Raw genomic sequence first — 23,335 nt, 5'->3', positions numbered from 1 at the left:
TCCCGTACGTCGATGGGTACCGCCGGGGTGACCCGCCCGCAATCGTGAAGGGAAGCCGATGAGCACCGAGGACAACGAACAGAGCACGGACCAGGGCAACCTGCATGTCGTCGACTCCGGCGGTGACGGGCGCCCGGTGGTGCTGATCCACGGGTGGCCGCTCTCCGGAGCGTCCTGGGCGGAGCAGCTGGAACCACTGCGCTCTGCCGGCTACCGCGTCGTGACCTATGACCGCCGCGGCTTCGGGGAGTCCGGTCCCGGTGACGGTTACGACTACGACCGCCTGGCCGGCGACCTGGACAACGTGCTCAAGGACCTGGACCTCCAGGACGTCACCCTGGTCGGCTTCTCGATGGGTGGGGGAGAGGTGGCGCGTTACGTCGCCTCCCACGGTGAGGACCGGCTGCACAGCGTGGTGTTCGCGGCCGCCGTCCCGCCGTACCTGCTCAAGACCGACGACAACCCGGACGGTCCGTTGACCGAGGAGGCCGCGGCCGAGATGCGGGCCTCCCTGGAGAGCAGCCGCGACGAGTTCTTCCCGGGCTTCGTCGACCAGTTCTACTCGGTCGACGGGGAGCTCAAGGTGAGCGACGACCAGCGAGAGCAGGCCCTGGCGCTGTGTGCGAAGTCCGACCAGGACGCCGCGCTGGGGTGCATGGACGCCTTCGGAGGCACCGACTTCCGCGAGGACCTGAAGAAGGTCACCGTCCCCACGCTCGTGATCCACGGGGACAAGGACGCCATCGTTCCCTTCGAGGGTTCCGGGAAGCGCACCCACGAGGCCATCGAGAACAGTGAGCTGGTCCTGGTCGAAGGCGGGCCGCACGGCCTGAACGTGAGCCACGCCGACGAGTTCAACCGGTCGCTGCTGCACTTCCTGGAGCAGTGAGGCCCCGCCCGATCACTCGCTGCTCGAGTCGCTGCGTCGAGCCGACGTGCAACCTGATCGTGGCTGCCTGCGTGTGGTGAGTGCAGGAGGTGGACATGCACTCGACAATGGCAACAGGCCATGGCGCACAGACGCGGGCACGGCAGGGCAGGGGAGCGACGATGCCATCGTCAAGGGACGAGGAGTTCACGGAATGGATGACCGCCCGCCAGGGCGTGCTGTTCCGCACCGCGTTCCTGGTCGCCGGTGACAAGCAGACCGCGGAGGACCTCGTCCAGACCGCGGCGGCAAAGCTCTACCTGGTGTGGGACCGGGTGCATGCCCGCGGCAACGTCGACGCCTACATGCGGCGTATCATCATCAACGAGAACAACTCGCTGTGGCGGCGGCCGTGGAAGAAGCGCGAGCACGTCACCGAGGAGCTGCCCGAGAGCGGGTACGTCGACCAGGTGGGCGACCCCGTCGAGGCGGCCGGGCTGTGGTCCGCCGTGCAGCAGCTGCCGGCGCGGCAGCGGGCCGTGATCGTGCTGCGCTACTACGAGGACCTCTCCGAGGCCGAGATCGCGGAGACCCTCGAGATCAGCCCCGGAACCGTCAAGTCGCAGGCCAGTCGGGCGATGGCCACCCTCCGCACCCTCGTCGGTCCGGAGTTTCAGCTCGAGGAGCACTCATGAACAACCACGGGAACGACAAGCTGCACAGCGCACTGTCGAGCAGCAGCGACGTGATGGCCGACTCCCGGCTCGACTTCGGCGCCATGGAGAAGCAGGCGCGTGGCATCCGCCGTCGCCGCCGGATCGGCACCGGGGTGGCCGCGGCCGCCGTACTCGCCGTGATCGCGGTGCCGACCACCCTGGCGCTCAACCAGGGCGATGACCGCGGCTCCGAGCCGGGCCCGGCCGACGGCACCTCCCAGGTGCCCGACGCGTCGGAGTCACCCGACAAGGGCTCGGGCAAGGGTTCCGACAAGGGCGGCGCACAACTGGCTGACGACAAGGCCGCGGCCACCCAGGCCCTGGAGGACCTGCCCGCGGGCGATGCTCCCGGCGTCGACTACGTCTACGAGAACACGGTGCACGTCGCCGACGGCAGCACGCTCCCCCTTCCGCAGACCCAAGCCAGCATCATCACTGCGGCTGGGTACCACGGCGGTTGGCTGGTGGGCACCGCCGACAACGAGGGCATCAACGGCGACGTGACCCTGCGCCAGTTCGACGCGCAGGGCACCGAGGTCAGCGCCACCGAGGCTGCCGGATCACTCGTGGTCAGCAACGACGGCACCCAGCTCGCGTGGTGGACGTGGAACCAGAAGGACAAGGTCGGCGAGCTGCACTCGGCCGGCGCCAGCGGCATGGGTGAGGGCGACGGCGCCGTCCAGGAGACCGGCAAGGCGTCGTACGTCCTCCCGGTCGGGTACGTCGGCGTCGGTGAGCTGGTCTTCCAACCGACCGTCGAGGGGGTCGGCCCGACGGTGAAGGTGGCCGACTTCACCGACAACGTGCGTGACATCGACACGTTGGGCTCCGCGTCCGGCACCGACCAGATCAACAACCGCATCGCCGGGCAGGCCCCCGGCGACGGCCTGACCGGCCGGGTCGTCGACGGCACCACCGGGGAGGAGATCTGGCACAAGGACGGGTGGCGCCTGGGTCGGTTCAGCCCCGACGGCACCCACCTGATCGCCTACGAGTCCAACTCCCCGGACCCGCAGCCGATCGCGATTCTCGACGCCGCCACCGGGGAGGTGGTCACCCAGATCAACCTGCACGACGAGCACGGCCTCGGCTACGGCGACGTGGTCTGGGAGGACGACGACTCGCTGCTGGTAAATGCCTACGTGTTCGCCGGTACCGATGCCGAGCCGCACCCCGGAGCGCTGCTGCGCCTGGGTCTGGACGGCGACCTCGAGCGGGCCACCGACGTCGACCCCGGCACCGACTTCTGGTTCTTCCTGCCCCGTTCGTGACCGACGGCATGGGCCCACCTGAGAAGGTGTGCCCATGCGCCGTGCTCTGCTGGCCGCCCTCGCGGTCTACCTGGGAGCTGCGGCGTACCTGGTGCTCTGGCCTCAGCCGGACGCCCCGGCCGACGCGATCGCGCGGATCGTCGACGAGCTCCAGGCGCGCGACATCACGTCGATCACGGCGTCGATGGTCGAGTTCATCCTGAACGTCGTGCTCTTCGTGCCGCTCACCCTGCTCGGCATGCTCATCTGGCGACGAACCTCCGCGCTGCTCTGGATCGTCGTGGGAGTTGGCGTGAGCGTGTTGATCGAGGTCGTGCAGACGGTCGCGTTGCCCGACCGCGACGGCACCTCGACCGACCTCGTCGCCAACACGATCGGTGCGCTGGCGGGCGTGGCCGTGGGCGTGGTGCTCCGATGGATCGCGGTCAGGTTGCGGCGTGGTCGCCGTACCGCCACAGCCACCACAGGCCGATGACCGGCAGCACGAGTGGCACGAAGCCGTAGCCGATGCCGAAGTCGGACCATACGGTCGCGTCCGGGAAGAGGTCGGGGTCGGCGACGCTGAGCGCGCCCACGCCGAGCACTCCGGCCAGCTCGATCGAGCACGCGGTCACGGCCACGTGCGTGGCGCGCGGCCCCCGGTAGCGCAGCGCCACCGTGGCCACGACGTAGATCAGCGCGGCCAGGGCCGAGAGCAGGTAGGCGACCGGCGCCTCGTCGAACTTCGTGGCGAGCTGTACGGCGGAGCGCGCGCCGGCGGCGACGGCGAACACCGCGTAGACCGCGACCAACAGTTGCCGCCCGGGCGACCTCACCATGTCTGCTGCAGCCTGATGACCAGCACCATCGACGTCACCGCGGCGACGGCGATCACATAGAGGTGGGGCGGCTCGACCGGCGCACCGGAGGGGTCGGGCTGCCGATTGAGCAACAGCACCGGGACGCCGAGGGCGGCGACTCCGTAGCCCACCGAGATCCACAGCTCGTCGGGATCATGCCCACGCAGCAACGCGATTGCGGCGAAGAGCACCACGATCGCGATCGCGCCCTGGGCGATCTTCATGCCGAGTCGGGCGATCGGCTCGAGGGGTGCCATCGTCGGCGATGCGGCCGCGCCGACGGCGAGTGCTGCGATCACCAGCAGGTAGACCGCGACGACGGAAGTGAGGAGCCAGGACACGGGCTGAGCGTATCGGTGCCGGGCGGGAATCGTCGGCCCGGTGCGCGCGTTGGCAAGGGACATGAACACCGCGGTGAGACAAGGTGACCTGTCCGACCTGTTGCGCAACCGGCGAAGCACCCGCGTCTACGACCCCGGCCACGTGCTCGCCGACGAGGACCTGGCCAGGCTGATGCGAGCCGCCCAGTGGTCCCCGAGTGCCGGCAACAGCCAACCGTGGGCGTTCCTGGTCGGGCGACGTGGCGACGAGACGCACCGACGGTTCCTGCCGCACCTCTCGGCCGGCAACACCTCGTGGGTGCCGCACGCGAGCGCCGTGCTCGTCTCTGCCCATCAGGCGGCATCGGGTCCCGAGGACGATGCGTTGACCTTCTCCGACTACGCGATGTACGACCTCGGCCAGTCGGTCGCCATGCTCACCGTCGAGGCCGAGCTGCTGGGCCTCACCGTGCACCAGTTCGCCGGCTTCGGCCACGACGCGGTGGCCCGGGAGTTCGGCGTACCCCCGCACTGGCGGGTGACCACGGCCCTCGCGATCGGTGCGTACGGCGACCCGCGGGCCGCCGACCCGGTGCTCGCCGAGCGCGACGAGCGGCCACGGGTCCGCAAGCCGATGGACGACTTCGTCTTCGCCGGGTCGTGGGGCGCGGGCGCGGGGCTGTAGCACTCGGCCTGTAGTTGAATGGCCGGATGCCGAAGACCAAGCGGTTCTGGCCGATCGTCGCGGTCGTCGTCCTCCTCTTCCTCGTCAACCTGCCGATCGGCCACCTCTGGTGGACCAACCACCGGCTCGACACCGACGGACAGGTCACGCAGGCCAGCGTGGACAAGGTCGAGGAGATCGGCAGCGGGGACACCAAGCGCTACTTCGTCACCTTCACGCTGCCCGGGGACGTCGACCCCGAGCGACACGACTACGCGGAGGAGGTGACCCGCGCGACCTGGCAGACCGCGAAGGAGACCGACCGCATCGAGGTGACCTACCTGGTCGGCCACCCGTCGGCGAACCGCGCGGCCGGCAACGTGCCGCCGGGCAACGTGGGCCTGGTCCTGACCCTCCTCGCGGACCTCGCCATCCTCGGGATGTTCGCGCTGATGCTGTGGGTACGCCGCCACGACGTGCTCGAGCTCGTGGCCACCCGTGACGTGGCGCGGTGCAAGCCGGGCGATCTCATCGAGGAGCTCGAGGGCGGCCACGTCTTGGTGCGCGGCGACGTGCTCGAGATCGAGGATGACCACGTGGTGCTGGTCAGTGGGGGCAAGCGGGTGAAGGTGATCCTGGCCGGTTTCGCCAACCCGGTGGGCCATCAGCAGCCCGCCGAGGCCCACGGTCGCAAGGTCCCACCGCGTTAGTCGGGTCGTACGGCGGCCAGCACCGCCGGGTCCGCGCAGGCCTTGGCGAACGCGTTGATCCGGGCCCTGATCTCGCGGCCGAGCAGCCACTGGCCGATCGGCTCGGCGACGAAGCGCAGCCAGCCGGGCCGGATCGAGTAGGTGTACTTCCAGGTCGCCTCCGTGCCGCCGTCCGCCGACGGCTTGAACCGCCAGCCGCCGCCGAAGTTCGCGAAGAACCACGGGCCCTTCACCATCGTCATGCCGACGCTCGTCGGCGGCCGGTAGGAGGAGTACTGGCTGATCATCGTGGGCCCGACCCGCGCCTTCGTGAGCGTCTGCACGCCCTTGTCGGGTGCGGTGGCGCCGTGCAGGAAGTGCTGCTCGCGGATGAACGGGTCCCACGACAGGCGCAGCTTGCCGGTGGTCTGGGAGACCGCGAACGCGGTGTCCGGATCGCAGGGCACGGTCACGCTCGCGGTCACCTGGGGCATGACGCCGAGGCTACCGGGACGACGGAGGGCCGACCCCGCGCGTGGTGCGCGGAGCCGGCCCTCGTCGTACGACGCAGGTCAGGCGTCGACCAGCTCGCGGTCCTCGTCGTCGTCATCGGAGGCGATGCCGGCGTCGGTGCCCTCGGCGAGGTGCGGACGGTGCAGGTTCTCACCCTCGACGTCCACGTTCGGCAGGATCCGGTCGAGCCACTTGGGGAGGTACCAGGCCTTCTCGCCGAGCAGGTACATCACCGCCGGGATCAGCGTCATGCGTACGACGAACGCGTCGAAGATGACCGCGACGGCGAGCGCGAAGCCCATCGACTTGATGATCGGGTCGTCCTGCAGCATGAACGCGGCGAACACGGCGGTCATGATCACCGCGGCCGCGGCCACGACGCGGGCCGAGTTGCGGAAGCCGTCGATGACGGACTCGCGCGGGTCGGCGCCGTGCACGTGGGCCTCACGGATGCGGGTGACCAGGAAGACCTGGTAGTCCATCGCCAGCCCGAAGACCACGCCGATCAGGAAGATCGGCATGAAGCTCACGATCGGCTGGCCCTCCATGAGCCCGAACGCGCCCTCCTGGAAGACCGCGACCGTCGCACCGAGGGTGGCCAGCACCGAGAGCAGGAAGCCCAGGGTGGCGGTGAGCGGCACGAGGATGGAGCGGAAGACCAGCATCAGCAGGATGAACGCGAGACCGATGACCACGGCCAGGTAGACCGGCAGTGCGTCGGCAAGGCGCTCGGACACGTCGGCGGTGATCGCGGTCAGGCCGGTCACGCCGGTCGTCGTACCCGTCTCGGCCTCGATGTCGGACTGCCCGTCGCGCAGGTCGGCGAGCAGGTTCTCGGTGGCGACGTCATCGGGTCCGGAGGCCGGGATGACCATCACCATCGCGCCGGTGCCGGTCTCGTTGACCTGGGCGACCGAGGCGTTGACGACCTCGTCGCCGCCCACCTTCCTGGCCCATTCGGCCACGTCGGCGAACGCCTTCTGGCGACCCTCGGAGGCGACGTCACTCGCGTCGACGACCAGCAGCATCGGCGCCTCACGGCCCGGACCGAAGTTGTCGGTGAGCAGGTCGGAGGCCTTGCGCTGCGTGGTGTCGGTCGAGGAGGTGCTGTCGGTCGGGAACGCGAGGTGCAGGTTCTTCAGCGGGATCGCCAGCGCACCCAGTGCCACGACCACGAGCAGCACCACGGCGACCGGACGCTTGCCGACCAGGCGGGCCCAGCGGACACCGTTGTTGAGGATCTTGCCGTCGGCGTCGCGCGTGGGGTTGTACTTGCGGACCCGGCCACCGAAGGCCTTCGACTTGAGCAGGCCGAGCACGGCCGGCAGCAGGGTCAACGCGACCATCACGGCGATGAAGACGGTGCCGGCCGCGGCCAGACCCATGGCGGTCAGGAACGGGATGCCCACGACGGCGAGGGCGGCGAGCGCGATCAGCACGGTCAGGCCGGCGAACACGACGGCCGAGCCGGCAGTGCCCACCGAGACGCCGACCGCTTCCTCACGGTCTTCGGTGTGGTGCAGCTCGGTTCGATAGCGGGCCAGGATGAACAGGGCGTAGTCGATGCCGACGGCGAGGCCGATCATCGTGGCCAGCATCGGGGTCGAGGAGCCGATGTCCATGAACGCGGTCATCGCGGTGATGCCGGTCATCCCCAGGCCGACACCGAGGACGGCGGTGATGATCGGGAGGCCGGCGCCCACGAGGGAGCCGAAGGTCAGGATCAGCACGAGCAGGGCCAGGCCGATGCCGATCAGCTCGGAGGCGCCGCCGGGCGGGGCCATCGAGCTCATGCCGGCGCCGTTGGCCTCGACGGTCAGGCCGGAGTCACGGGCCTTGTCCATCGAGTCCTTGACCGCGTCCTGGGAGTCGACCTTGACGTCCATCGGGGTCTCGACGTCGAAGTCGAAGGTGATCACGCCGACGCGTCCGTCCTCGCTGGTCGGCAGCATCGTGGCCATGCCCTCGATCTGGGCGTCGGTGCTCTTGACGGCCTCCGCCTTCGTCGCGCCACCCTCGACGGCGGCGTCGATCATCTGCTGCCGCTGGCCGGCCATCGCGGCGACCGGGTTCACCGGCGCGGTGGGGCTCTTCGCGTCGGGCATCTGCGGGTTGTCGGCGAGGTCGGCGACCAGTGCGTCGACCGCGTCGGCGTACTTCTTCTCCTCGAGGGTGTGGCCCTCGGGCGCGGCGACCACGACGTTGACGCTGGCCTGGTCGAACGCGTCGACCGCGTCGGGGAACAGCTTCTTCTGGAGGTCGGCGGCCTTCTCCGAGGGGATGCCCGGGATGGAGAAGGCGTCGGTCATGGGCTTGGACATGGTGGCGGCGAAACCAGCCACGCCCACCATGGCGATCAGCCAGGCGGCGAGGAAGATCGGCCACCGCCGGTAGGCGGTCTTGCCGAGTCGATAGAGCAGCGTTGCCATGGGTGGTGGCTCCTGTGGTCGGTGTTTCGGGACGAGATTGGGAAGAGAGTCTCTGCTCAGGCGAGCAGGGCGCGCAGCGTGGAGAGGGCTTCCACGAACGCGACGTCGAGGGCGAGCCCGTCGGCGTCGTTGGCGAGTACGTCGTTGAGCGCCACGCCGTAGAGGCACGCGACCATCGAGATCAGCAGGTGGGCGCGACGGGTGCCGAAGTCCTCACCCTCACGTTGGACGATCAGGGCGGCGAACTTGTCGGCCATGCCCTCGAAGCGCTCGTGGGCCGCGGCCATCAGGCGGGGGTTGGCCTTCACCACGCGGCGGGCCACCTCGGCCTCGTCGCGGGTGAACTCCTTGGTGCTGACCATGTGCACGAGGATCGAGCACAGGTCATCGACCAGGTTGCCTCCGGGGCCACCCTCGGTGAACTCTTCGAGAAGGTCCTCGGGGAGGGCCGGCATGTTGCCCAGGACGGCGTCGATCTTGCCCGGGAAGTAGTTGAACAGGGTGCGGCGGGAGACGCCCGCGGCCTCGGCCAGCTCGTCCATCGTGAAGCCGTCGAAGCCGTGCGCGTCGGTGAGCTGCTGCGCGCAGACGGTGATCCGGTGACCGGTGGTCACCTTGCGTGGGGAAGTTGCACTTTCGTTCACAGAGTGCAGTTTTGCACTTTCCTGGACAGAGTGCAATTCCGGCGCGTGTGACCCTCCGCACCCGAGCCGACTTGCTGGTAACCCGCGCCCGGGTGGAGGGTTGCCACATGGCAGCCACCGCGTCGTCGTACTCGATCACCATGCGCCTTCACACGGCCCCCGACCATGGCGTGGTGGGCACCGTCGCCACCGAGCTGGCGAAGGCCGGTGGCATCGTCACCGCCATCGACGTCGCGGAGTCCAGCCACGACCGCCTCGTGGTCGACGTGACCTGCTCCGCCGCCGACGAGGCGCACTCCCTCGAGCTCGTCGCGGTGGTCAAGGCGATCGCCGGCGTCGAGGTGCACAAGGTCTCCGACCGCACCTTCCTGATCCACCTCGGCGGCAAGATAGAGGTCACCTCCAAGGTGCCGCTCAAGACCCGCGACGACCTGTCGATGGCCTACACGCCCGGCGTCGGCCGCGTCTCCATGGCGATCGCGGAGAACCCCGAGGACGTGTCGCGCCTGACCATCAAGGGCAACTCGGTCGCCGTGGTCACCGACGGCTCCGCGGTGCTGGGCCTGGGCAACATCGGCCCCGGAGCGGCGCTGCCGGTGATGGAGGGCAAGGCGGCGCTGTTCAAGAAGTTCGCCAACATCGACGCCTGGCCGATCTGCCTCGCCAGCCAGGACGTCGACGAGATCGTCAAGGCCGTCGAGATGATCGCCCCCGGGTTCGGCGGCATCAACCTCGAGGACATCGCGGCACCCCGCTGCTTCGAGATCGAGGCCCGGCTGCGCGAGTCGCTCGACATCCCGGTCTTCCACGACGACCAGCACGGTACGGCGATCGTCGTGCTCGCGGCCCTCATGAATGCGCTGCGCGTGGTGGAGAAGAACCTGGCCGACGTACGCATCGTGGTGGCCGGCGGAGGAGCGGCCGGCTCCGCGATCGTCTCGCTCCTGCTGGCCGGCGGCGCGGTCGACGTGAGCGTGTGGGACCGCGAGGGCGTGCTCTGTCGCGACGACACGGCCCTCTCCCCGGCCAAGGCAGACCTGGCGGCACGCACGAACCCCAACCTGCGGCGCGGCGACCTCCAGGCCGCGCTCGACGGCGCCGACGTGTTCATCGGGGTCTCGGGACCGGGCGTGTTGCAGCCCGAGTGGATCAAGACCATGAACGACGGCTCCATCGTGTTCGCGCTGGCCAACCCCGACCCGGAGGTCGACCCGGCCGAGGCCGCGAAGTACGCCGCCGTGGTGGCCTCGGGCCGCTCCGACTACCCGAACCAGATCAACAACGTGCTGGCCTTCCCCGGCGTCTTCCGCGGACTGCTCGACGCACGGGCCAGCGAGGTCACCATCGACATGCTGCTGCGCGCCGCCGAGGCGATCGCCCACGTGGTCAAGGACGACGAGCTGCACCCGTCGTTCATCATCCCGAGCGTGTTCCACCCCGACGTGCCCAAGGCCGTCGCCGCCGCGATCAGCGGCAAGCCGATGGCCTGACCGCACGCCCTACACTCGCCCCATGGCCGGGTCCGAGACACGCATGCTGCTGTTGGGGGCAGTGGCGATGTTCGAGCCGATCAACGGCTACCAGATCCGCCGCGAGCTGGTCTCGTGGGAGATCGACAAGTGGGCCCACGTCAACCCGGGCTCGATCTACAACGGCCTGACCACGCTGACCCGGCAGGGCCACCTGAAGCGCCACGACCTCCGCGACGGCACGCGTGAGGTGGCGGTCTACGAGATGACCACCAAGGGTCGCGCCGAGCTGCTGCAGCTGCAGATCAGGGCGCTGGAGGAGGTCGACCCCTACGACCGGGTCGCCTTCCACACCGCCTTCTCGATGCTGCCGCTGCTCGACCGTGCGCAGGTCGTGCACAGCCTGGGCCGCCGCAAGCGCGTGCTGCAGGAGACCCTCGACGGCTTCCCGTCGCCGCGGCACGTCGGACCGGAGTACGGCCCACCGCATGCGTTCCGCTCGATGCTCCTGTGGCGCGACTCGGTGGCGACCGAGCTGGCCTGGCTCACCTCGACGCTGCGCGACATCGAGTCCGGCGCCCTCAAGTTCGAGCAGGGTGACGACTGGGGCTGGGAGCCGCCGTCCGACGATCCGGGCTGGCAGATGAACGTCGACCGGGAGAAATATCGCGCGCTTCTCGGGCGCTGACCTGACGCGCTCCTCACCACGCGTCGCGTGGCTTGTACCGGCCTCAACAGGGTAACTTTCGCCGTTCCTCTCACGCGGGCATCGCCGCAGTCCTACCATCGGTCATGCTCCTGACCGTGGAGCGGGTGGCCCACCTCCGCCACGTCTCCCTGTTCTCCGCCACACCGGATCGCGTGCTCGCCGGTGTGGCTTCGGTGCTCGATGAGGTGGAGTTCCTCCCCGGCGAGGTGCTGATCCGGGTCGGAGACATCGAGGACTGGCTCTTCGTCATCGTGAACGGCAACGTCGACGTGGTTCGCCCCGACCGCCGGGTGGAGCTCGGGCCCGGATCGGTGGTCGGCGAGCTGGCGGTGCTCGATCCCCGACCCCGTTCCGCGACGGTCACCGCCCTCACGCCGGTGCTCGCCTTCCGGCTCAGCAAGCCTGCCTTCGACGAGGCGGTTCGGACCCGACCCGAGGTGGCCCTTGGCGTGATCGCGGAACTGGTGGGTCGCCTGCGCGAGAACCACCAGGGCTCGCCCGGCTGATGAGGACCCGGCTGGCCCTGCTGACGGGTCAGACCACCGCGCTCGGCGCGATGGTGGCATTCCTCGTGGTGCCGGCCAGTGCCCTGTTCCTGGCTCGGTACGGCGCGGACGCGCTGCCGTTCGCCTATCTCGCGGTCGCGGCCGCCGGGGTTGCGGTGTCGATGGCGATGCGGCGCGCCCAGAACCGGCTCAGCCTGGCCTCGCTCGCCGTGACCGTCCTGGCGACGTACGTCGTGATGGTCACCGCAGCCTGGACCGTGCTCGGGATGTCGGAGGGACTGTGGGTCACCTTCCCCCTGCTCGTGCTCTTTCCACTGATCATCCCGCTGGGCTTCATGCTGGTCGGCGCCCAGTCCGGTCGACTGCTCGACGTACGCCAGATGAAGGCGCACTTGCCGAGGGTGATGGGCGGGTTCTCGCTCGGCTTCGGCATCGGAGGGCTGGCGGCAGCAGCACTGGTCGAACCGCTCGGCGGGCCGGTGCCCCTGCTCGGCATCGATGCCGTCGTCGGGGTGTGCCTGCTCGGCCTGGTGGTCGAGACCGCGCGTCGCTTCCCCGCGGAGCTGCGAGCCACACCGGACCCGCTGCCCGGTGCGGCCACCGGCCGGCCGGCGCTCCGGGCACTGCTGGGGAACCGCCTGGTGCTAGTGGTGTTCGGCTACCAAGTGCTGTCCGCGGCGGTCACCCAGCTGCTCGACTACCTGGTCTGGGAGCGGGCCGCCGCGCGATTCCCGGACCCGTCCGACCTGGCGCGCTTCCAGGGCGTGTTCGGGGCAATCATCAACTTCGCGGCGGTCCTCTTCGTGGCGCTGCTCGCGGGACGGCTGCTCACCCGATGGGGAGTCGCCCTGGGCCTGGCCGCCAACCCCGGCGCCGTGGTCGTCCTGGTGGCCGCCGGCACCGTGCTGGGCCTCGGGTCCGGCACGGGGTCCACCCTGTTCTTCGTCGTGGTCTGTGCCCAGCAGGTGGCCGACATCGCGCTCACCGACGGGATGACCCGCACCTCGATCAACGCGACGTACCAGGCCATGCCGATGGCCGAGCGACTCCGTGCCCAGACCGGCATTGAGGCGGCCGGCGTACCCGTGGCCCTGGGCCTGGTGGGGGGATTCCTCCTCCTGAACCGGGCACTGGGGTTCGACATCCTGGTGGTCGAGGTCGTGGCCCTGATGATGTCGCTGGCCTGGTTGGGCCTGGCGGTCTGGGCCCATCGGCAGTACGGCGCCGGGCTGCGCCGGCTGCTCGCGCGGCCCCCGTGGGTGCCGGTGCCGTTGCGGATCCGCGACGCGGCCCAGCAGGCCGCCGTGGACCGGCTGCTCGCCAGCAATGACCCACGCGACGTCGAGGTCGGGCTGACCGCGCTGAGCGACACGCGTGGGGAGTGGGGGATGACCCAGGTCGAGATGCCGGCCGGGCCGGCGCACGACGTGCACGGGGCCCTGGTCGTCGAGGCGGAGCGGGTGGCGATGCTGCTCGAGGTGTTGGGCACCCTCGACGATTCCCGCGGGACGGCTCCTCTGCGCAGCGCCCTGCGCGACGAGATCGCCGGATCGGCCCGACAGGCCACGGACCTGCTTGCCCTCGCGCACGGGCACGAGGAAGTGGTCCGGGCCGTGTCGGCGCTGGCCTCACCTGTCGAGCACGTGCGTGGTCTGGCCCTGGAGATGCTCGAGGTCACCTGTGGTCGCGGTGTCGCCCCTCTGGCACTCGCGCTCGTGGATCCGACGCTCGACGACCTGGCGCGTCGTCGAGCGCTGGAAGGGCACGGCCCGGGATCGTGCCGCTCGGCGGCCGAGCATGTCCGCGACCTCGTGACCGATCCGGACGGCACCTGGGACGAGCCCTGGCTTCGAGCCTGCGGCCTCTACGCCGCGCCGGGCGTGCTCGGTGCCGACGCTGCCGAGTTGGCGCAACCGTGGGTCGACGATCCGGATCCGACGATCGCCGAGACCGCACGCTGGGTGCACCTGACGCCGATTTAATGGCAGGTGGTCCGGTCGTCGACGTGCCACGCTTGGTGCATGGCCACCGATCTCTCCCTGCCGCAACACCTCGAAGGGCTGCGCACTGCACTGGTGTCCTTCGTGCGGTACGCCGATCGCGCCGGCCTGCGTGCCGCCGTACCCACCACGCCCGACTGGACCGTCCGACGCCTGGTCGCGCACCAGGGCATGGTGCACCGCTGGGCGGCCGCGATCCTGAGGGGCGAGCCGGCCGATCCCGACCGCTACCAGCGAGAGGGTCAGTCAGCTCCCGACCCGCTCGAGTGGCTGCGTGACGGGGCGATCGAGCTGGCCCAGGCGATCACCGAGGCGCCCGACGACCTCGAGGCGCTGGTCTTCCTCAACGACGCGCCCCCGGCCCGGCGGTTCTGGGCCCGGCGCCAGTGCCACGAGACGACGATGCATGCGGTCGACGCGCTCTCCGCGGCGCTCGGCCGCCAGCCCAGGGCCGCCGACACCTGGATCACCGACGAGGTCGCACTCGACGGCATCGACGAGCTGCTGACCGGTTTCCTGACCCGCACGACGTCCCGGCTGCGCAGTGACGAGCCGCTGACGATCGTCGTACGCCCCGAGGGCAGCGCGGTGGGCTGGCAGGTCGCGGTCAGCGCCGACCCCGCCGTGACCACGCGTACGCCGGACGCGGACGGCGACGTGGTCCTCGCCGGGTCGCCGGTGGCGCTCTACCTGACGCTGTGGAACCGCTCCGACGAGATCACCGCCCTCGAGTCCTTCGCCGACATGTGGCGCGACGGGGCACAGATCAGCTGGTGAACCGATGAGTTTGTCGGTGGCAGGTGGTCTGATTCGCGGTGGGGCGAGCTCGGCGCGCCCGGCGCCCACGAAAGCAACTTGACGACGGGGTGTTCAATCTTGAACACTGTCGCTGTTCAAACTTGAACACAGCGTTTGAACCTGGATCTAGGGAGCATCGGATGATTCATGCACGGGGACTCGTGCAGACCTTCATGACGGGTCAGGGCAAGAAGAAGACGGAGGTCCATGCGGTCGACGGCGTGGACATCGACGTGGCCGAGGGCGAGGTCGTCGGTTTCCTCGGCCCCAACGGCGCGGGCAAGACCACCACGCTGCGCATGCTGACCACGCTGCTCAAGCCGACCGCGGGCACTGCCACAGTGGCCGGCTACGACGTGGTCACCCAGTCCCAGGACGTACGCCGCAGCATCGGCTACGTCTCGCAGGCGGGTTCCACGTTCTCCAGTGCGATCGCCGGCGACGAGGTGATGGACCACGGCATGCTCTACGGCATGTCGCGGCGCGACGCCGAGCGCAAGGGCAAGGAGCTCTTCGAGCAGCTCGACCTGCCGGGCCTGTGGCGCCGCATGCCCAAGAACATGTCGGGTGGCCAGAAGCGCCGTCTCGACATCGCGATGGGCCTGATCCACGAGCCGAACCTGGTCTTCCTCGACGAGCCGACCACCGGCCTCGACCCGCAGGCGCGGGCGAACCTTTGGGAGCACATCGCCGGGCTGCGGGCCAAGCAGGGAGTCACGGTCTTCCTCACGACGCACTACCTCGACGAGGCCGACCACCTGGCCGACCGGATCGTCATCATCGACAAGGGCCGCATCGTGGCCAGTGACACCTCCGACAACCTCAAGGCGCAGGTCTCCGGTGACCTGGTCGACCTCGAGGTGGCCGGCGACGAGCAGATCGCCGTCGCGCGCGACAAGCTCGGCTCGATCGCCCAGGGTGTCGAGGTCGAGGGACGACACGTCCGCGGACGCGTCGAGCGCGCCGGCCGGGTCGTGCCCGGCCTGCTGCGCGACCTCGACTCCGGCGGTGTCGCCCTCGACTCCATCGAGGTGCACCGTCCGACGCTCGACGACGTGTTCCTCACCCTGACCGGCCGTTCGCTGCGTGACGCCGATGCCGCATCCGATGCCGCCGGCGCCGCCGACGGCGAGTCCACCGACGAGCTCGAAGGAGCAACCCGATGACCCCGTTGTTCTGGCGTGAGTCGTTCATCGTCTTCCGCCGCCAGATCCGCATGAACCTGCGCAACCCCGCGTGGGTGCTGATCGGCGTGCTCCAGCCGGTGCTCTACCTCGTGCTGTTCGGCCCGTTGCTCAAGCCGCTGGTCGCGCAGTTCGACCTGCCCACCGACAATCCCTACACGTTCCTGGTGCCCGGCCTGCTGGTGCAGCTGGGCATGTTCGGGGCGTTCTTCGCCGGCTTCGGCCTGATCGCCGAGTGGCGTGAGGGCGTCGTCGAGGCGGAGCGCGTCACCCCGGCCAGCCGTACGGCGCTGCTCGTCGGCCGCCTGATGCGTGACCTGCTGCAGCTGCTGGTGCAGGCGCTGATCCTGATCGGCCTCGGCTTCTGGATGGGCATGCGGGCACCGTTCGCCGGAGTGGTCGTGGGCGTCGTGCTCACCCTCTGTGTGGGTGGCGCCTGTGCGGCGGCGTCCAACGCGCTGGCCCTGACCACCAAGAGCGAAGACGTCATGGCGCCGCTGATCAACATGATCATGATGCCGGTGCTGCTGCTCTCCGGAATCATGCTGCCGATGACGCTCGGCCCGTCGTGGCTCGAGCGGATCAGCGACTTCATGCCGTTCCGCTGGATCACCGACGCCGTGCGCGACACGTTCGTCGGCGACCTCGGCACCTCGGCCATGGCCTGGGGTGTGGGCTGGGCGGCGCTGCTGTTCGTGCTCGCGCTCTGGTGGGGCACCAACGTGTTCCGCAAGGAGAACGCCTGACCTGTCGCCAGTTCCGATCGACCCGTCGTGAGCTTTGATCGACCTGTCGCCAGTTCCGCGCTCCCGGGCAGAACTGGCGACAGGTCAGTCAGAACTGGCGACGGGTCGACGAGGCGTGAGGGTTGACAGATCGCACTGTACAAAGCATCCTGTTTTGTAAAGCGACGCCGATCACACGACACATTCGACCACGGCGTCCCTTACGAGGAGGCTCGCCATGGCGATCAGGACAGCAGGAACGGTTCCCGACGGATCCACCGAGGTGTGGCGCGACAAGAAGCGCCACCTCTGGCTGATCGGCCTGGTCGTGCCCTCCCTGGCCCTGGTTGCGATCGGCATCTTCACGCTGACCGAGTTCACCCCGATCCTGTGGCTCGGCCCGATCATCATCCTCGTCGTCGTGCCGGCGATCGACCTGCTCACCGGTCTAGACCGGTCGAACCCGCCGGACGACGTGATCGAGCAGCTCGAGAACGACAAGTACTACCGGTGGATCACCTACCTGTTCCTGCCGATCCAGTACGTCGGCTTCGTCGGCGCGATGATGCTGGTCAGCGGCAGCACGCTCTTCGGACTGCTCGACGACCCGATGACGCTGTGGCAGAAGGTCGGCATCGCGGTCTCCATCGGCTGCATCGGCGGCATCGGCATCAACACCGCCCACGAGCTCGGCCACAAGAAGGAGGCCAACGAGCGTTGGCTCTCCAAGATCGCGCTGGCCCAGGTGGCCTACGGACACTTCTACATCGAGCACAACCGCGGTCACCACGTGCGCGTCGCCACGCCCGAGGACCCCGCCAGCAGCCGGATGGGCGAGACCTTCTACCGGTTCTGGCCGCGCACCGTCGGCGGCTCGCTGAAGAGCGCGTGGAACCTCGAGAAGAGGCGCTACGCCCGCAAGGACAAGCACCCGTTCCGCCTCGGCAACGACGTGCTCAACGCCTGGCTGATGACCGCCGTCCTGTGGGGTGGCCTGACCATCTGGCTCGGCTGGGAGATCCTGCCGTTCCTGGTGCTGCAGGCCGTCGTCGGCTTCAGCCTTCTCGAGGTCGTCAACTACATGGAGCACTACGGCATGCTGCGCCAGAGGGTCGGCAAGCCCGGCAAGGAGCGCTATGAGCGGGTCGCCCCGTCGCACAGCTGGAACTCCAACAACATCGCCACCAACGTGCTGCTCTACCACCTGCAGCGGCACAGCGACCACCACGCGAACCCGACCCGCCGCTACCAGACGCTGCGTGACTTCGAGGAGTCCCCGGTGCTTCCGACCGGGTACGCCGGCATGATCGTGCTCGCGCTCCTCCCGCCGGTCTGGCGACGAGTGATGGACCCCCGCGTCATCGCCCACTTCGACGGCGACCTGACGCTGGCCAACCTCCAGCCCGGCAAGCGCGAGAAGATCCTGGCCCGGTACGGCGTCGCGATCGACGCCGCGAAGGCCGACCGCCAGGCCCGTGACGACGAGGCCGCTGCCCTCCAGGTGCTCCTGGCCGAGGAGGTCCTGGCCGCGCGGTGCCCCGGTTGTGACTACGTCTACGACGTCGACGCCGGTGACGAGCACGAGGGCTTCGCCGCCGGTACGGCGTGGGCCGACATCCCCGACGACTGGTGCTGCCCCGACTGCGGGGTGCGCGAGAAGATCGACTTCGTCCCGATCGACAAGCCGGCCGTCTGATGCGCATCGAGGTGGACCGCGACAAGTGCGAGGGTCTCGGCATGTGCGAGGCGATGGCGCACGAGTTCTTCGAGGTCGATGACGACGACGTCATGCACGTGCTCGACGAGAACCCGGGGGAGGAGCACCGCAAGGAGCTCACCGCGGCGGTGAACTCGTGCCCGGTGCTGGCCCTGACGCTGGCCGGTTGACCACGCTTACCTACGATGGACGCATGGCGTCCGTCACCGACCTCGACGACGAGCCGGTCACCACGCGCGACCGGATCGTCGACAAGGCTGCCGAGCTCACCACGCAGCACGGGTGGGCCTGGGTGACCATGTCGAAGCTCGCCGACGCGGCCGGGGTCAGCAGGCAGACGGTCTACAACGAGATCGGCACCAAGCCGGCCCTCGCCGAGGCGATGATCCTGGGCGAGCTGGCCCGGTTCCTCGACCTGGTCAACCGGGCGTTCGACGAGAACCCGACGGACCTCGTGGCGGCGATCCGGGGTGCGTCGCAGGCAGTGCTCGAGTTCGCCGAGGGAAACCCCCTGCTCCATGCGGTCGTCTCCGCCACCCATGGCGCCGACACCGAGCTGCTGCCGCTGCTGACCACGCACTCGCAGTCTCTGCTCGGGGTGGCCAAGCTGGTGGTGCACGAGCGCGTCGAACCCTTCGAGATTGCCATCTCGCCGGCCAGGCTCGAGGCGGCCATCGACATGGTCGTCCGCGTGGTCCTCAGCCACGTGATGCAACCCTCGGCCACACCCGCGGAGACCGCCGACGACGTGTCGTGGATCGCCGAGCGCGTGCTGCGCCCCTGACCTCCGCCACGTCGTCGCAAAGTGGTCGGTGCCGACCCCTGTTCCGGGCCGGTCCGCGGGTCTACGCTGAGTCCACCGTGGTGCGTATGACGAAATCAAGGTGCACGATGCGCAACAAGTTGGACGTGGGGGGAAAGACTCGGAACCAGACGATGCGTCGTCTGCTCGAGCAAGCGAGGTACGAGGTCCTGCCGACCGAATCGACCGAGCAGAAGGTCGTCGAGAACGTTCCACTCGACCGGATGATCACCGTGACCGCATCGCCGAGCAAGGGCCTGGGCGCGACCTTCGACCTGGCGGAGCGGCTGACCGGCCATGGGTACGCCGTCGTACCCCACCTGGCAGCGCGCATGGTCAGCGGCCGCGGTGAGCTCGCGGAGATCTGCGACCGGCTGACCTCCGGCGGCATCACCCGTGTCTTCGTCCCTGGTGGTGACGCCGAGCCGGCCGGCGACTACCCCGATGCCCTGTCGCTGCTGGAGGACCTCGTCGCGTTGGGGCGGCCGTTCGCCCACGTCGGGATCACCGGCTACCCCGAGTCGCACCCGCAGATCAGTGACGACATGACCGTGCAGGCCATGTGGGACAAGCGCCGGCACGCCACGCACATCGTCAGCAACCTCACCTTTGATCCGGCCGTCATCAAGGTGTGGCTCGAACGCATGCGGAAGCGCGGCATCACCATGCCGTTGCTGCTCGGGATGCCCGGACCCGTCGACCGCACCAAGCTGCTGGGCATGGCGACCCGCATCGGGGTCGGTGAGTCGACCCGGTTCCTGGCCAAGCACAAGGGCACGTTCGCTCGTCTGGCCGCCCCCGGCGGGTTCACCGGCGAGCGGTTCCTGGCCAGGTGCGCCCCGGCGCTGGGCGCCCCCACCGCGTTCGTCGAAGGGCTGCACGTCTTCACGTTCAACCAGATCGCGGAGACCGAGGCGTGGCGCACCGACCTGTTGCAGCGCCTCTAGCTGCCGCTACCGAGCAGCGCGGCAAGTGCGCCTTCGAGGCCGGACAGGCCGGTGGGTACGACGGTCAGTGGCAGCCCGATCCTGGCGGCGGCCTCGGCGGCGAGCGCGTACAGCTCGTCATCAGGCTCCTGGGCGAGCCAGACGACGCGGGTGTAGCTGCCGAAGTAGTCGTCGCGCAGCTCGGGGTGGCGATCGAGGCCGAGCTCTCGCACGACGCTGCGCTCGAACGATCGCACGAGGAAGTCGGTCAGCACGTAGGTGCCGGGCTGCTCGGAGAAGAACTCCTCGATCCTCGAGGCTCCCCCGAAGACGTCGTAGCAGTGCAGTCCCGGCAGCCGCTCGAGCCCGAGCTCGGCACACACCTCGTCGAGGGCGCCGTACGTGCCGCAGTCGGCGTACCCCACTGCCACGCGGGCGCCGCGGGCCCGCAGCTCAAGGGCCAGGGTGCGCACCTGGTCGGCGATGAGGTGCGGCTGGTTGTGCAGGAGCGGCGGAAGCGGGTGTATGTCGAGGGGCCATCCTCGACGGTCGGCGATCTGCGCGGCCGGCTGGGCGAGGGCGCCGCACGCGATCAGGACCGTGCGTCCGTCAGGAGCCCTTGGCGAAGCCGAGGTGCTCGACGAAGCGGTCGTTGAAGTCGGGGCGGTCGGAGAGCTCGACATAGGTCACCTCCTCCACCAGGGTCAGGGCGCCGGCCCGCTCCGGCAGGGAGAGCAGCGCCATCTTGGCGCCCTCGCCGGCGACATTGCCCGCCGAGACGATCCGCAGCAGCGGCAACGAGGGCACGAGGCCGATGCGTACGGCGGCCGCGGGGGAGAGGTAGCTGCCGAACGAGCCCGCGAGCAGGACCTGTTGTACGTCGCGGTGCTCGAGACCGAGCTCGTCGAGCAGGAGCGACCACCCCGTGGAGATCGCGGCCTTGGCGAACTGCAGCTCGCGGACGTCGCGCTGGGAGAGCACGACGCAGTCGGCCGGGTCGGCGTCGGGCGTGGGCCGGTGCAGCACGAACACGCGTTCTTCGCCGATGCGGGTCAACCGGTCGACCAGGCCCGGAGCGACGTCGGCCGCGGCCTCGTCGGGAATGAAGCGGCCGGAGTCGTCGAGGAGCCCGACCCGCACCAGCTCGGCCACCGCATCGACGAGGCCGGACCCGCAGAGACCGCGGGGGGCCACGTCGCCGATGACCTGCAGCTCGACCGGGTCGGTCGCCCCTGCCTCGGGGTGCAGCCTCACCACCTCGATGGCGCCGTCGGCGGCGCGCATGCCGCAGCGGATGGCGCCGCCCTCGAATGCCGGCCCCGCCGGGGCCGCGGTGGCCACGATCGTGTCGCCGTCGCTCAGCACGATCTCGCAGTTGGTGCCGACGTCGATGAAGAGGCGGGTCCGCTTGTCACGATCCATGCCGGTGGCGAGCATGCCGGAGACGATGTCGCCCCCGACGTACGCCCCGAGCGCGGGGAACATGACGGCTCGGGCCCGCGGATGCAGCGAGAGGCCGAGCTCTGCCGCCAGCACGGTGGGTGGCAGTGCCGTGGTCATCACGAAGGGAGCGACGCCGATGGGCTCGGGGTCGATCCCGAGTGCCAGGGCGACCATCGTGGCGTTGCCGGCCACGGCGACCTCGTAGACCGACTCCGCGGCCACCCCACCCTCGCGGCAGACCTGCTCGGCGAGCTCGGCCAGGGTGGCTCCGGCGGCGTCCTGCAACCGGGCCAGCGCACGGTCGTCCATCATCGTGGCGCTGATCCTGCTGATCACGTCGCCGCCGAAGGGCTGCTGCTTGTTGAGCATGGAGGCCACGGCGACGGGGGTGCCGGTGGTCAGGTCGAGAAGCGTGGCGACCACCGTGGTCGTGCCGAGGTCGAACGCGATCGCGTGACGTTGCCCGGTGGTGTCGCCGGGCTCGACCTCGACGAGCGCCTCGTCGACGATCACCGCGGTCACCTTGAAGTCGGCGGCGCGGAGCACGCCGGGCAGTCGGCGCAGCACGTGCAGGTCGGGGGACGGCACCAGGTCGGTGATCGCGTCGAGCAGCCGCACGATGTCGCTGCGCTGGTCGGCGAGGGTCGGCTCCTCGAGCTCGACGTACCGCTTCTGCACGGCCGGTCGGAGGATCACCTGGCGTCCGACGCCGACGGTGGCGGCCTTGGGGCGGGTGGTCAACGGCGGCACGAAGACCTCGAGGTCGCGCGTGGCCGGCACCAGGCAGGCGAGTCGCCATCCCTCGTCGAGCTGATCCGGGGTGAAGGTGCGTACGTCGTGGCGGGTCACCGGCGTGGCACCCTCGACGCGTACTCGGCACTTGTGGCAGGTGCCGTGGCCGCCGCAGGTCGAGTCGACGGCGATCCCGTTCCACGACGCGGAGTCGAAGACACTGACCCCCGGCGGCACCCGGACCGAGCGTTGCGCGGCGGGACTCTCCGGACCGGTGTCGACGGTGAACGAGAGCGTCACCCGACCGAGTCCGTCGTGCGGCGGGGCGTCGGCCCCGGGCGCCTCGAGCAGCCCCTCGCGGTGGATCTCCATGACGGAGACCTCCGGGGGCTCCGCGTCGGGAGGCAGCTCCTGGCCGTCGGGCACGCCCGGATCGAGGGCCACCTCGGACTCACCCTCTGCCCGGATCACGCCGACTCGTCCCTCCTCGCGCGGTGTACGGCGATCCAGGCTGAGCCCCACTCGTCGTGGTCGAGGAGCAGGTCGGCCGCCTTGACGGCGTCGACGATCTGGGGTGCGCGGGCATCCATGATGGCGCTGGTCAACCCGGAGACCATGGCCATCGGCAGGAAGGCAGCACCAAGGGTGTGCCGGTCGGGCATGCCGAACGAGACGTTGGAGGCGCCACACGTCATGTTGACGCCGAAGTCGTGCCGGATCCGGCGCATGGTCTCCAACGTGGTCAAAAGCGTGGAGGTGTCGGCGCCGATCGGCATCGCCAACGGATCGATGACGATGTCGGCGGCGGCGATGCCGTACTCGGTGGTGGCGACCCGGATGATCTTCTCGGTCAGCTCGAGCCGCCTCTCCACCTCCATCGGGATCTCGTGCTCGTCGTTGGGCAAGGCGATGACGGCGGCGTCGTGCTTCTTCACCAGCGGCAGGATCTGCTCGAGACGCTCGTCCTCAGCGGTGACGGAGTTGACCAGCGCCCTGCCGTCGTACGCCGCCAGCCCGGCCTCGAGGGCCTCGACCACACTGGAGTCGATGCAGACCGGCAGGTCGGTGAGGCCCTGCACCATGCGGATCGCCCGCACGAGCAGGTCGGCCTCGTCCGTCAGCGGCACCCCCATGTTGATGTCGAGCACGTCGGCCCCGCCTGCCACCTGGGCGTGGACGTCGCGTTCGATCGCGGACAGGTCGCCGGCCCGCAGCTGCTCCTGGAAGATGCGGCGACCGGTCGGGTTGATCCGTTCCCCGATCAGGCAGAACCGGCGCCCGTGGCCGATCACGACCTCGCGGCTCGCCGACCGCAGGACCGTCTCGAGAGGCTCCGCGGGCGCGCTCATGCGGGGTCCCTGGGCAAACCGC

General features: G+C 69.6%; 25 protein-coding genes. 17 read left to right on the top strand and 8 right to left on the bottom strand.

The annotated features are described in order from the left end of the window. Window positions 1-58: 58 nt before the first annotated feature. The 4 genes from ASD66_RS07885 (at window position 59) to ASD66_RS07870 (ending at window position 3,330) form a co-directional block, all read left to right on the top strand. The gene (locus ASD66_RS07885; protein ID WP_056684270.1) at window positions 59-889 is read left to right on the top strand and encodes an alpha/beta fold hydrolase; all 831 of its coding nucleotides are present in this window, start codon (window positions 59-61) and stop codon (window positions 887-889) included. A gap of 161 nt (window positions 890-1,050) precedes the next feature. Further along, complete coding sequence (locus ASD66_RS07880) at window positions 1,051-1,563, top strand: SigE family RNA polymerase sigma factor (protein ID WP_056890503.1); 513 nt, start codon at window positions 1,051-1,053, stop codon at window positions 1,561-1,563. Next, entirely contained in the window at window positions 1,560-2,855 is a 1,296-nt protein-coding gene (locus ASD66_RS07875) for a hypothetical protein (RefSeq protein ID WP_056890502.1), read from the top strand. Before ASD66_RS07880 ends, ASD66_RS07875 begins: the two co-directional genes overlap by 4 nt. Before the next feature lie 34 nt (window positions 2,856-2,889). Next, on the top strand, window positions 2,890-3,330 hold the full coding sequence (locus ASD66_RS07870) for a VanZ family protein (RefSeq protein WP_056890501.1): 441 nt from the start codon (window positions 2,890-2,892) through the stop codon (window positions 3,328-3,330). Here the strand turns inward: ASD66_RS07870 and ASD66_RS07865 are convergent. After that, entirely contained in the window at window positions 3,281-3,673 is a 393-nt protein-coding gene (locus ASD66_RS07865) for a hypothetical protein (protein WP_056684282.1), read from the bottom strand. The genes ASD66_RS07870 and ASD66_RS07865 overlap by 50 nt on opposite strands. Next, window positions 3,667-4,035: a hypothetical protein gene (locus ASD66_RS07860; protein ID WP_056684285.1), complete on the bottom strand. Its 369-nt coding sequence runs from the start codon at window positions 4,033-4,035 to the stop codon at window positions 3,667-3,669. Before ASD66_RS07860 ends, ASD66_RS07865 begins: the two co-directional genes overlap by 7 nt. 61 nt (window positions 4,036-4,096) lie before the next feature. On the opposite strand from ASD66_RS07860, the gene ASD66_RS07855 reads away from it, so the two are divergent. Both ASD66_RS07855 and ASD66_RS07850 read left to right on the top strand, forming a co-directional pair. Beyond that, window positions 4,097-4,699 carry a nitroreductase family protein gene (locus ASD66_RS07855; RefSeq protein ID WP_056684288.1) on the top strand — a complete coding sequence of 201 codons (603 nt, stop codon included), beginning with the start codon at window positions 4,097-4,099 and terminating at the stop codon, window positions 4,697-4,699. A 26-nt stretch (window positions 4,700-4,725) separates the two neighbouring features. Further along, complete coding sequence (locus ASD66_RS07850) at window positions 4,726-5,388, top strand: hypothetical protein (RefSeq protein WP_056890500.1); 663 nt, start codon at window positions 4,726-4,728, stop codon at window positions 5,386-5,388. Here ASD66_RS07850 and ASD66_RS07845 read toward each other — a convergent pair. The 3 genes from ASD66_RS07845 to ASD66_RS07835 form a co-directional block, all read right to left on the bottom strand. Then, entirely contained in the window at window positions 5,385-5,861 is a 477-nt protein-coding gene (locus tag ASD66_RS07845; protein ID WP_056684294.1) for an SRPBCC family protein, read from the bottom strand. The two genes, ASD66_RS07850 and ASD66_RS07845, sit on opposite strands and share 4 nt — an antisense overlap. 78 nt (window positions 5,862-5,939) lie before the next feature. Next, a complete protein-coding gene (locus ASD66_RS07840; protein ID WP_056684297.1) occupies window positions 5,940-8,309 on the bottom strand; it encodes an MMPL family transporter in 2,370 nt (789 codons plus the stop codon). A gap of 56 nt (window positions 8,310-8,365) precedes the next feature. Then, complete coding sequence (locus ASD66_RS07835) at window positions 8,366-8,953, bottom strand: TetR/AcrR family transcriptional regulator (protein ID WP_162250999.1); 588 nt, start codon at window positions 8,951-8,953, stop codon at window positions 8,366-8,368. Window positions 8,954-9,060: 107 nt separating this feature from the next. On the opposite strand from ASD66_RS07835, the gene ASD66_RS07830 reads away from it, so the two are divergent. From ASD66_RS07830 to ASD66_RS07780, 11 genes are all read left to right on the top strand, one after another. After that, complete coding sequence (locus ASD66_RS07830; RefSeq protein WP_056684303.1) at window positions 9,061-10,443, top strand: NAD-dependent malic enzyme; 1,383 nt, start codon at window positions 9,061-9,063, stop codon at window positions 10,441-10,443. 22 nt (window positions 10,444-10,465) lie between these two features. Then, window positions 10,466-11,110, top strand: a complete 645-nt coding sequence (locus tag ASD66_RS07825) for a PadR family transcriptional regulator (protein WP_056684306.1) — start codon at window positions 10,466-10,468, stop codon at window positions 11,108-11,110. A 104-nt stretch (window positions 11,111-11,214) separates the two neighbouring features. Then, the gene (locus ASD66_RS07820) at window positions 11,215-11,637 is read left to right on the top strand and encodes a cyclic nucleotide-binding domain-containing protein (protein WP_082599366.1); all 423 of its coding nucleotides are present in this window, start codon (window positions 11,215-11,217) and stop codon (window positions 11,635-11,637) included. Then, complete coding sequence (locus ASD66_RS07815; protein ID WP_056890498.1) at window positions 11,637-13,619, top strand: hypothetical protein; 1,983 nt, start codon at window positions 11,637-11,639, stop codon at window positions 13,617-13,619. The genes ASD66_RS07820 and ASD66_RS07815 overlap by 1 nt, the downstream gene beginning before the upstream one ends. 39 nt (window positions 13,620-13,658) lie before the next feature. Next, on the top strand, window positions 13,659-14,414 hold the full coding sequence (locus ASD66_RS07810; RefSeq protein WP_056890497.1) for a maleylpyruvate isomerase N-terminal domain-containing protein: 756 nt from the start codon (window positions 13,659-13,661) through the stop codon (window positions 14,412-14,414). A 161-nt stretch (window positions 14,415-14,575) separates the two neighbouring features. Next, a complete protein-coding gene (locus ASD66_RS07805) occupies window positions 14,576-15,601 on the top strand; it encodes an ATP-binding cassette domain-containing protein (protein WP_056684312.1) in 1,026 nt (341 codons plus the stop codon). Then, window positions 15,598-16,365 carry an ABC transporter permease gene (locus tag ASD66_RS07800; RefSeq protein WP_056684315.1) on the top strand — a complete coding sequence of 256 codons (768 nt, stop codon included), beginning with the start codon at window positions 15,598-15,600 and terminating at the stop codon, window positions 16,363-16,365. The genes ASD66_RS07805 and ASD66_RS07800 overlap by 4 nt, the downstream gene beginning before the upstream one ends. Window positions 16,366-16,582: 217 nt before the next feature. Continuing rightward, on the top strand, window positions 16,583-18,040 hold the full coding sequence (locus tag ASD66_RS25615) for a fatty acid desaturase (protein ID WP_056890496.1): 1,458 nt from the start codon (window positions 16,583-16,585) through the stop codon (window positions 18,038-18,040). After that, a complete protein-coding gene (locus tag ASD66_RS07790) occupies window positions 18,040-18,231 on the top strand; it encodes a ferredoxin (RefSeq protein ID WP_056684321.1) in 192 nt (63 codons plus the stop codon). Before ASD66_RS25615 ends, ASD66_RS07790 begins: the two co-directional genes overlap by 1 nt. Before the next feature lie 23 nt (window positions 18,232-18,254). Then, window positions 18,255-18,845: a TetR/AcrR family transcriptional regulator gene (locus ASD66_RS07785; RefSeq protein WP_056684324.1), complete on the top strand. Its 591-nt coding sequence runs from the start codon at window positions 18,255-18,257 to the stop codon at window positions 18,843-18,845. A 107-nt stretch (window positions 18,846-18,952) separates the two neighbouring features. Continuing rightward, window positions 18,953-19,810 carry a methylenetetrahydrofolate reductase gene (locus ASD66_RS07780; protein WP_056890495.1) on the top strand — a complete coding sequence of 286 codons (858 nt, stop codon included), beginning with the start codon at window positions 18,953-18,955 and terminating at the stop codon, window positions 19,808-19,810. Here the strand turns inward: ASD66_RS07780 and ASD66_RS07775 are convergent. From ASD66_RS07775 to ASD66_RS07765, 3 genes are read right to left on the bottom strand one after another with little or no spacing between them, the layout of a single operon-like run. Next, entirely contained in the window at window positions 19,807-20,472 is a 666-nt protein-coding gene (locus ASD66_RS07775) for a DUF1638 domain-containing protein (RefSeq protein WP_082599365.1), read from the bottom strand. The genes ASD66_RS07780 and ASD66_RS07775 overlap by 4 nt on opposite strands. Next, window positions 20,399-22,435, bottom strand: coding sequence for an ASKHA domain-containing protein (locus ASD66_RS07770; RefSeq protein WP_200949904.1), 2,037 nt, complete (start codon window positions 22,433-22,435; stop codon window positions 20,399-20,401). Before ASD66_RS07770 ends, ASD66_RS07775 begins: the two co-directional genes overlap by 74 nt. After that, window positions 22,432-23,313, bottom strand: a complete 882-nt coding sequence (locus ASD66_RS07765) for a dihydropteroate synthase (protein ID WP_056890494.1) — start codon at window positions 23,311-23,313, stop codon at window positions 22,432-22,434. Before ASD66_RS07765 ends, ASD66_RS07770 begins: the two co-directional genes overlap by 4 nt. Window positions 23,314-23,335 lie beyond the last annotated feature (22 nt).

Origin of the sequence: Nocardioides sp. Root151 (assembly GCF_001427925.1) — a bacterium.
Classification (GTDB): domain Bacteria; phylum Actinomycetota; class Actinomycetes; order Propionibacteriales; family Nocardioidaceae; genus Nocardioides.
Note: the sequence above shows the minus strand (reverse complement) of the source record. Positions and strands in the feature narration are given on the sequence as shown.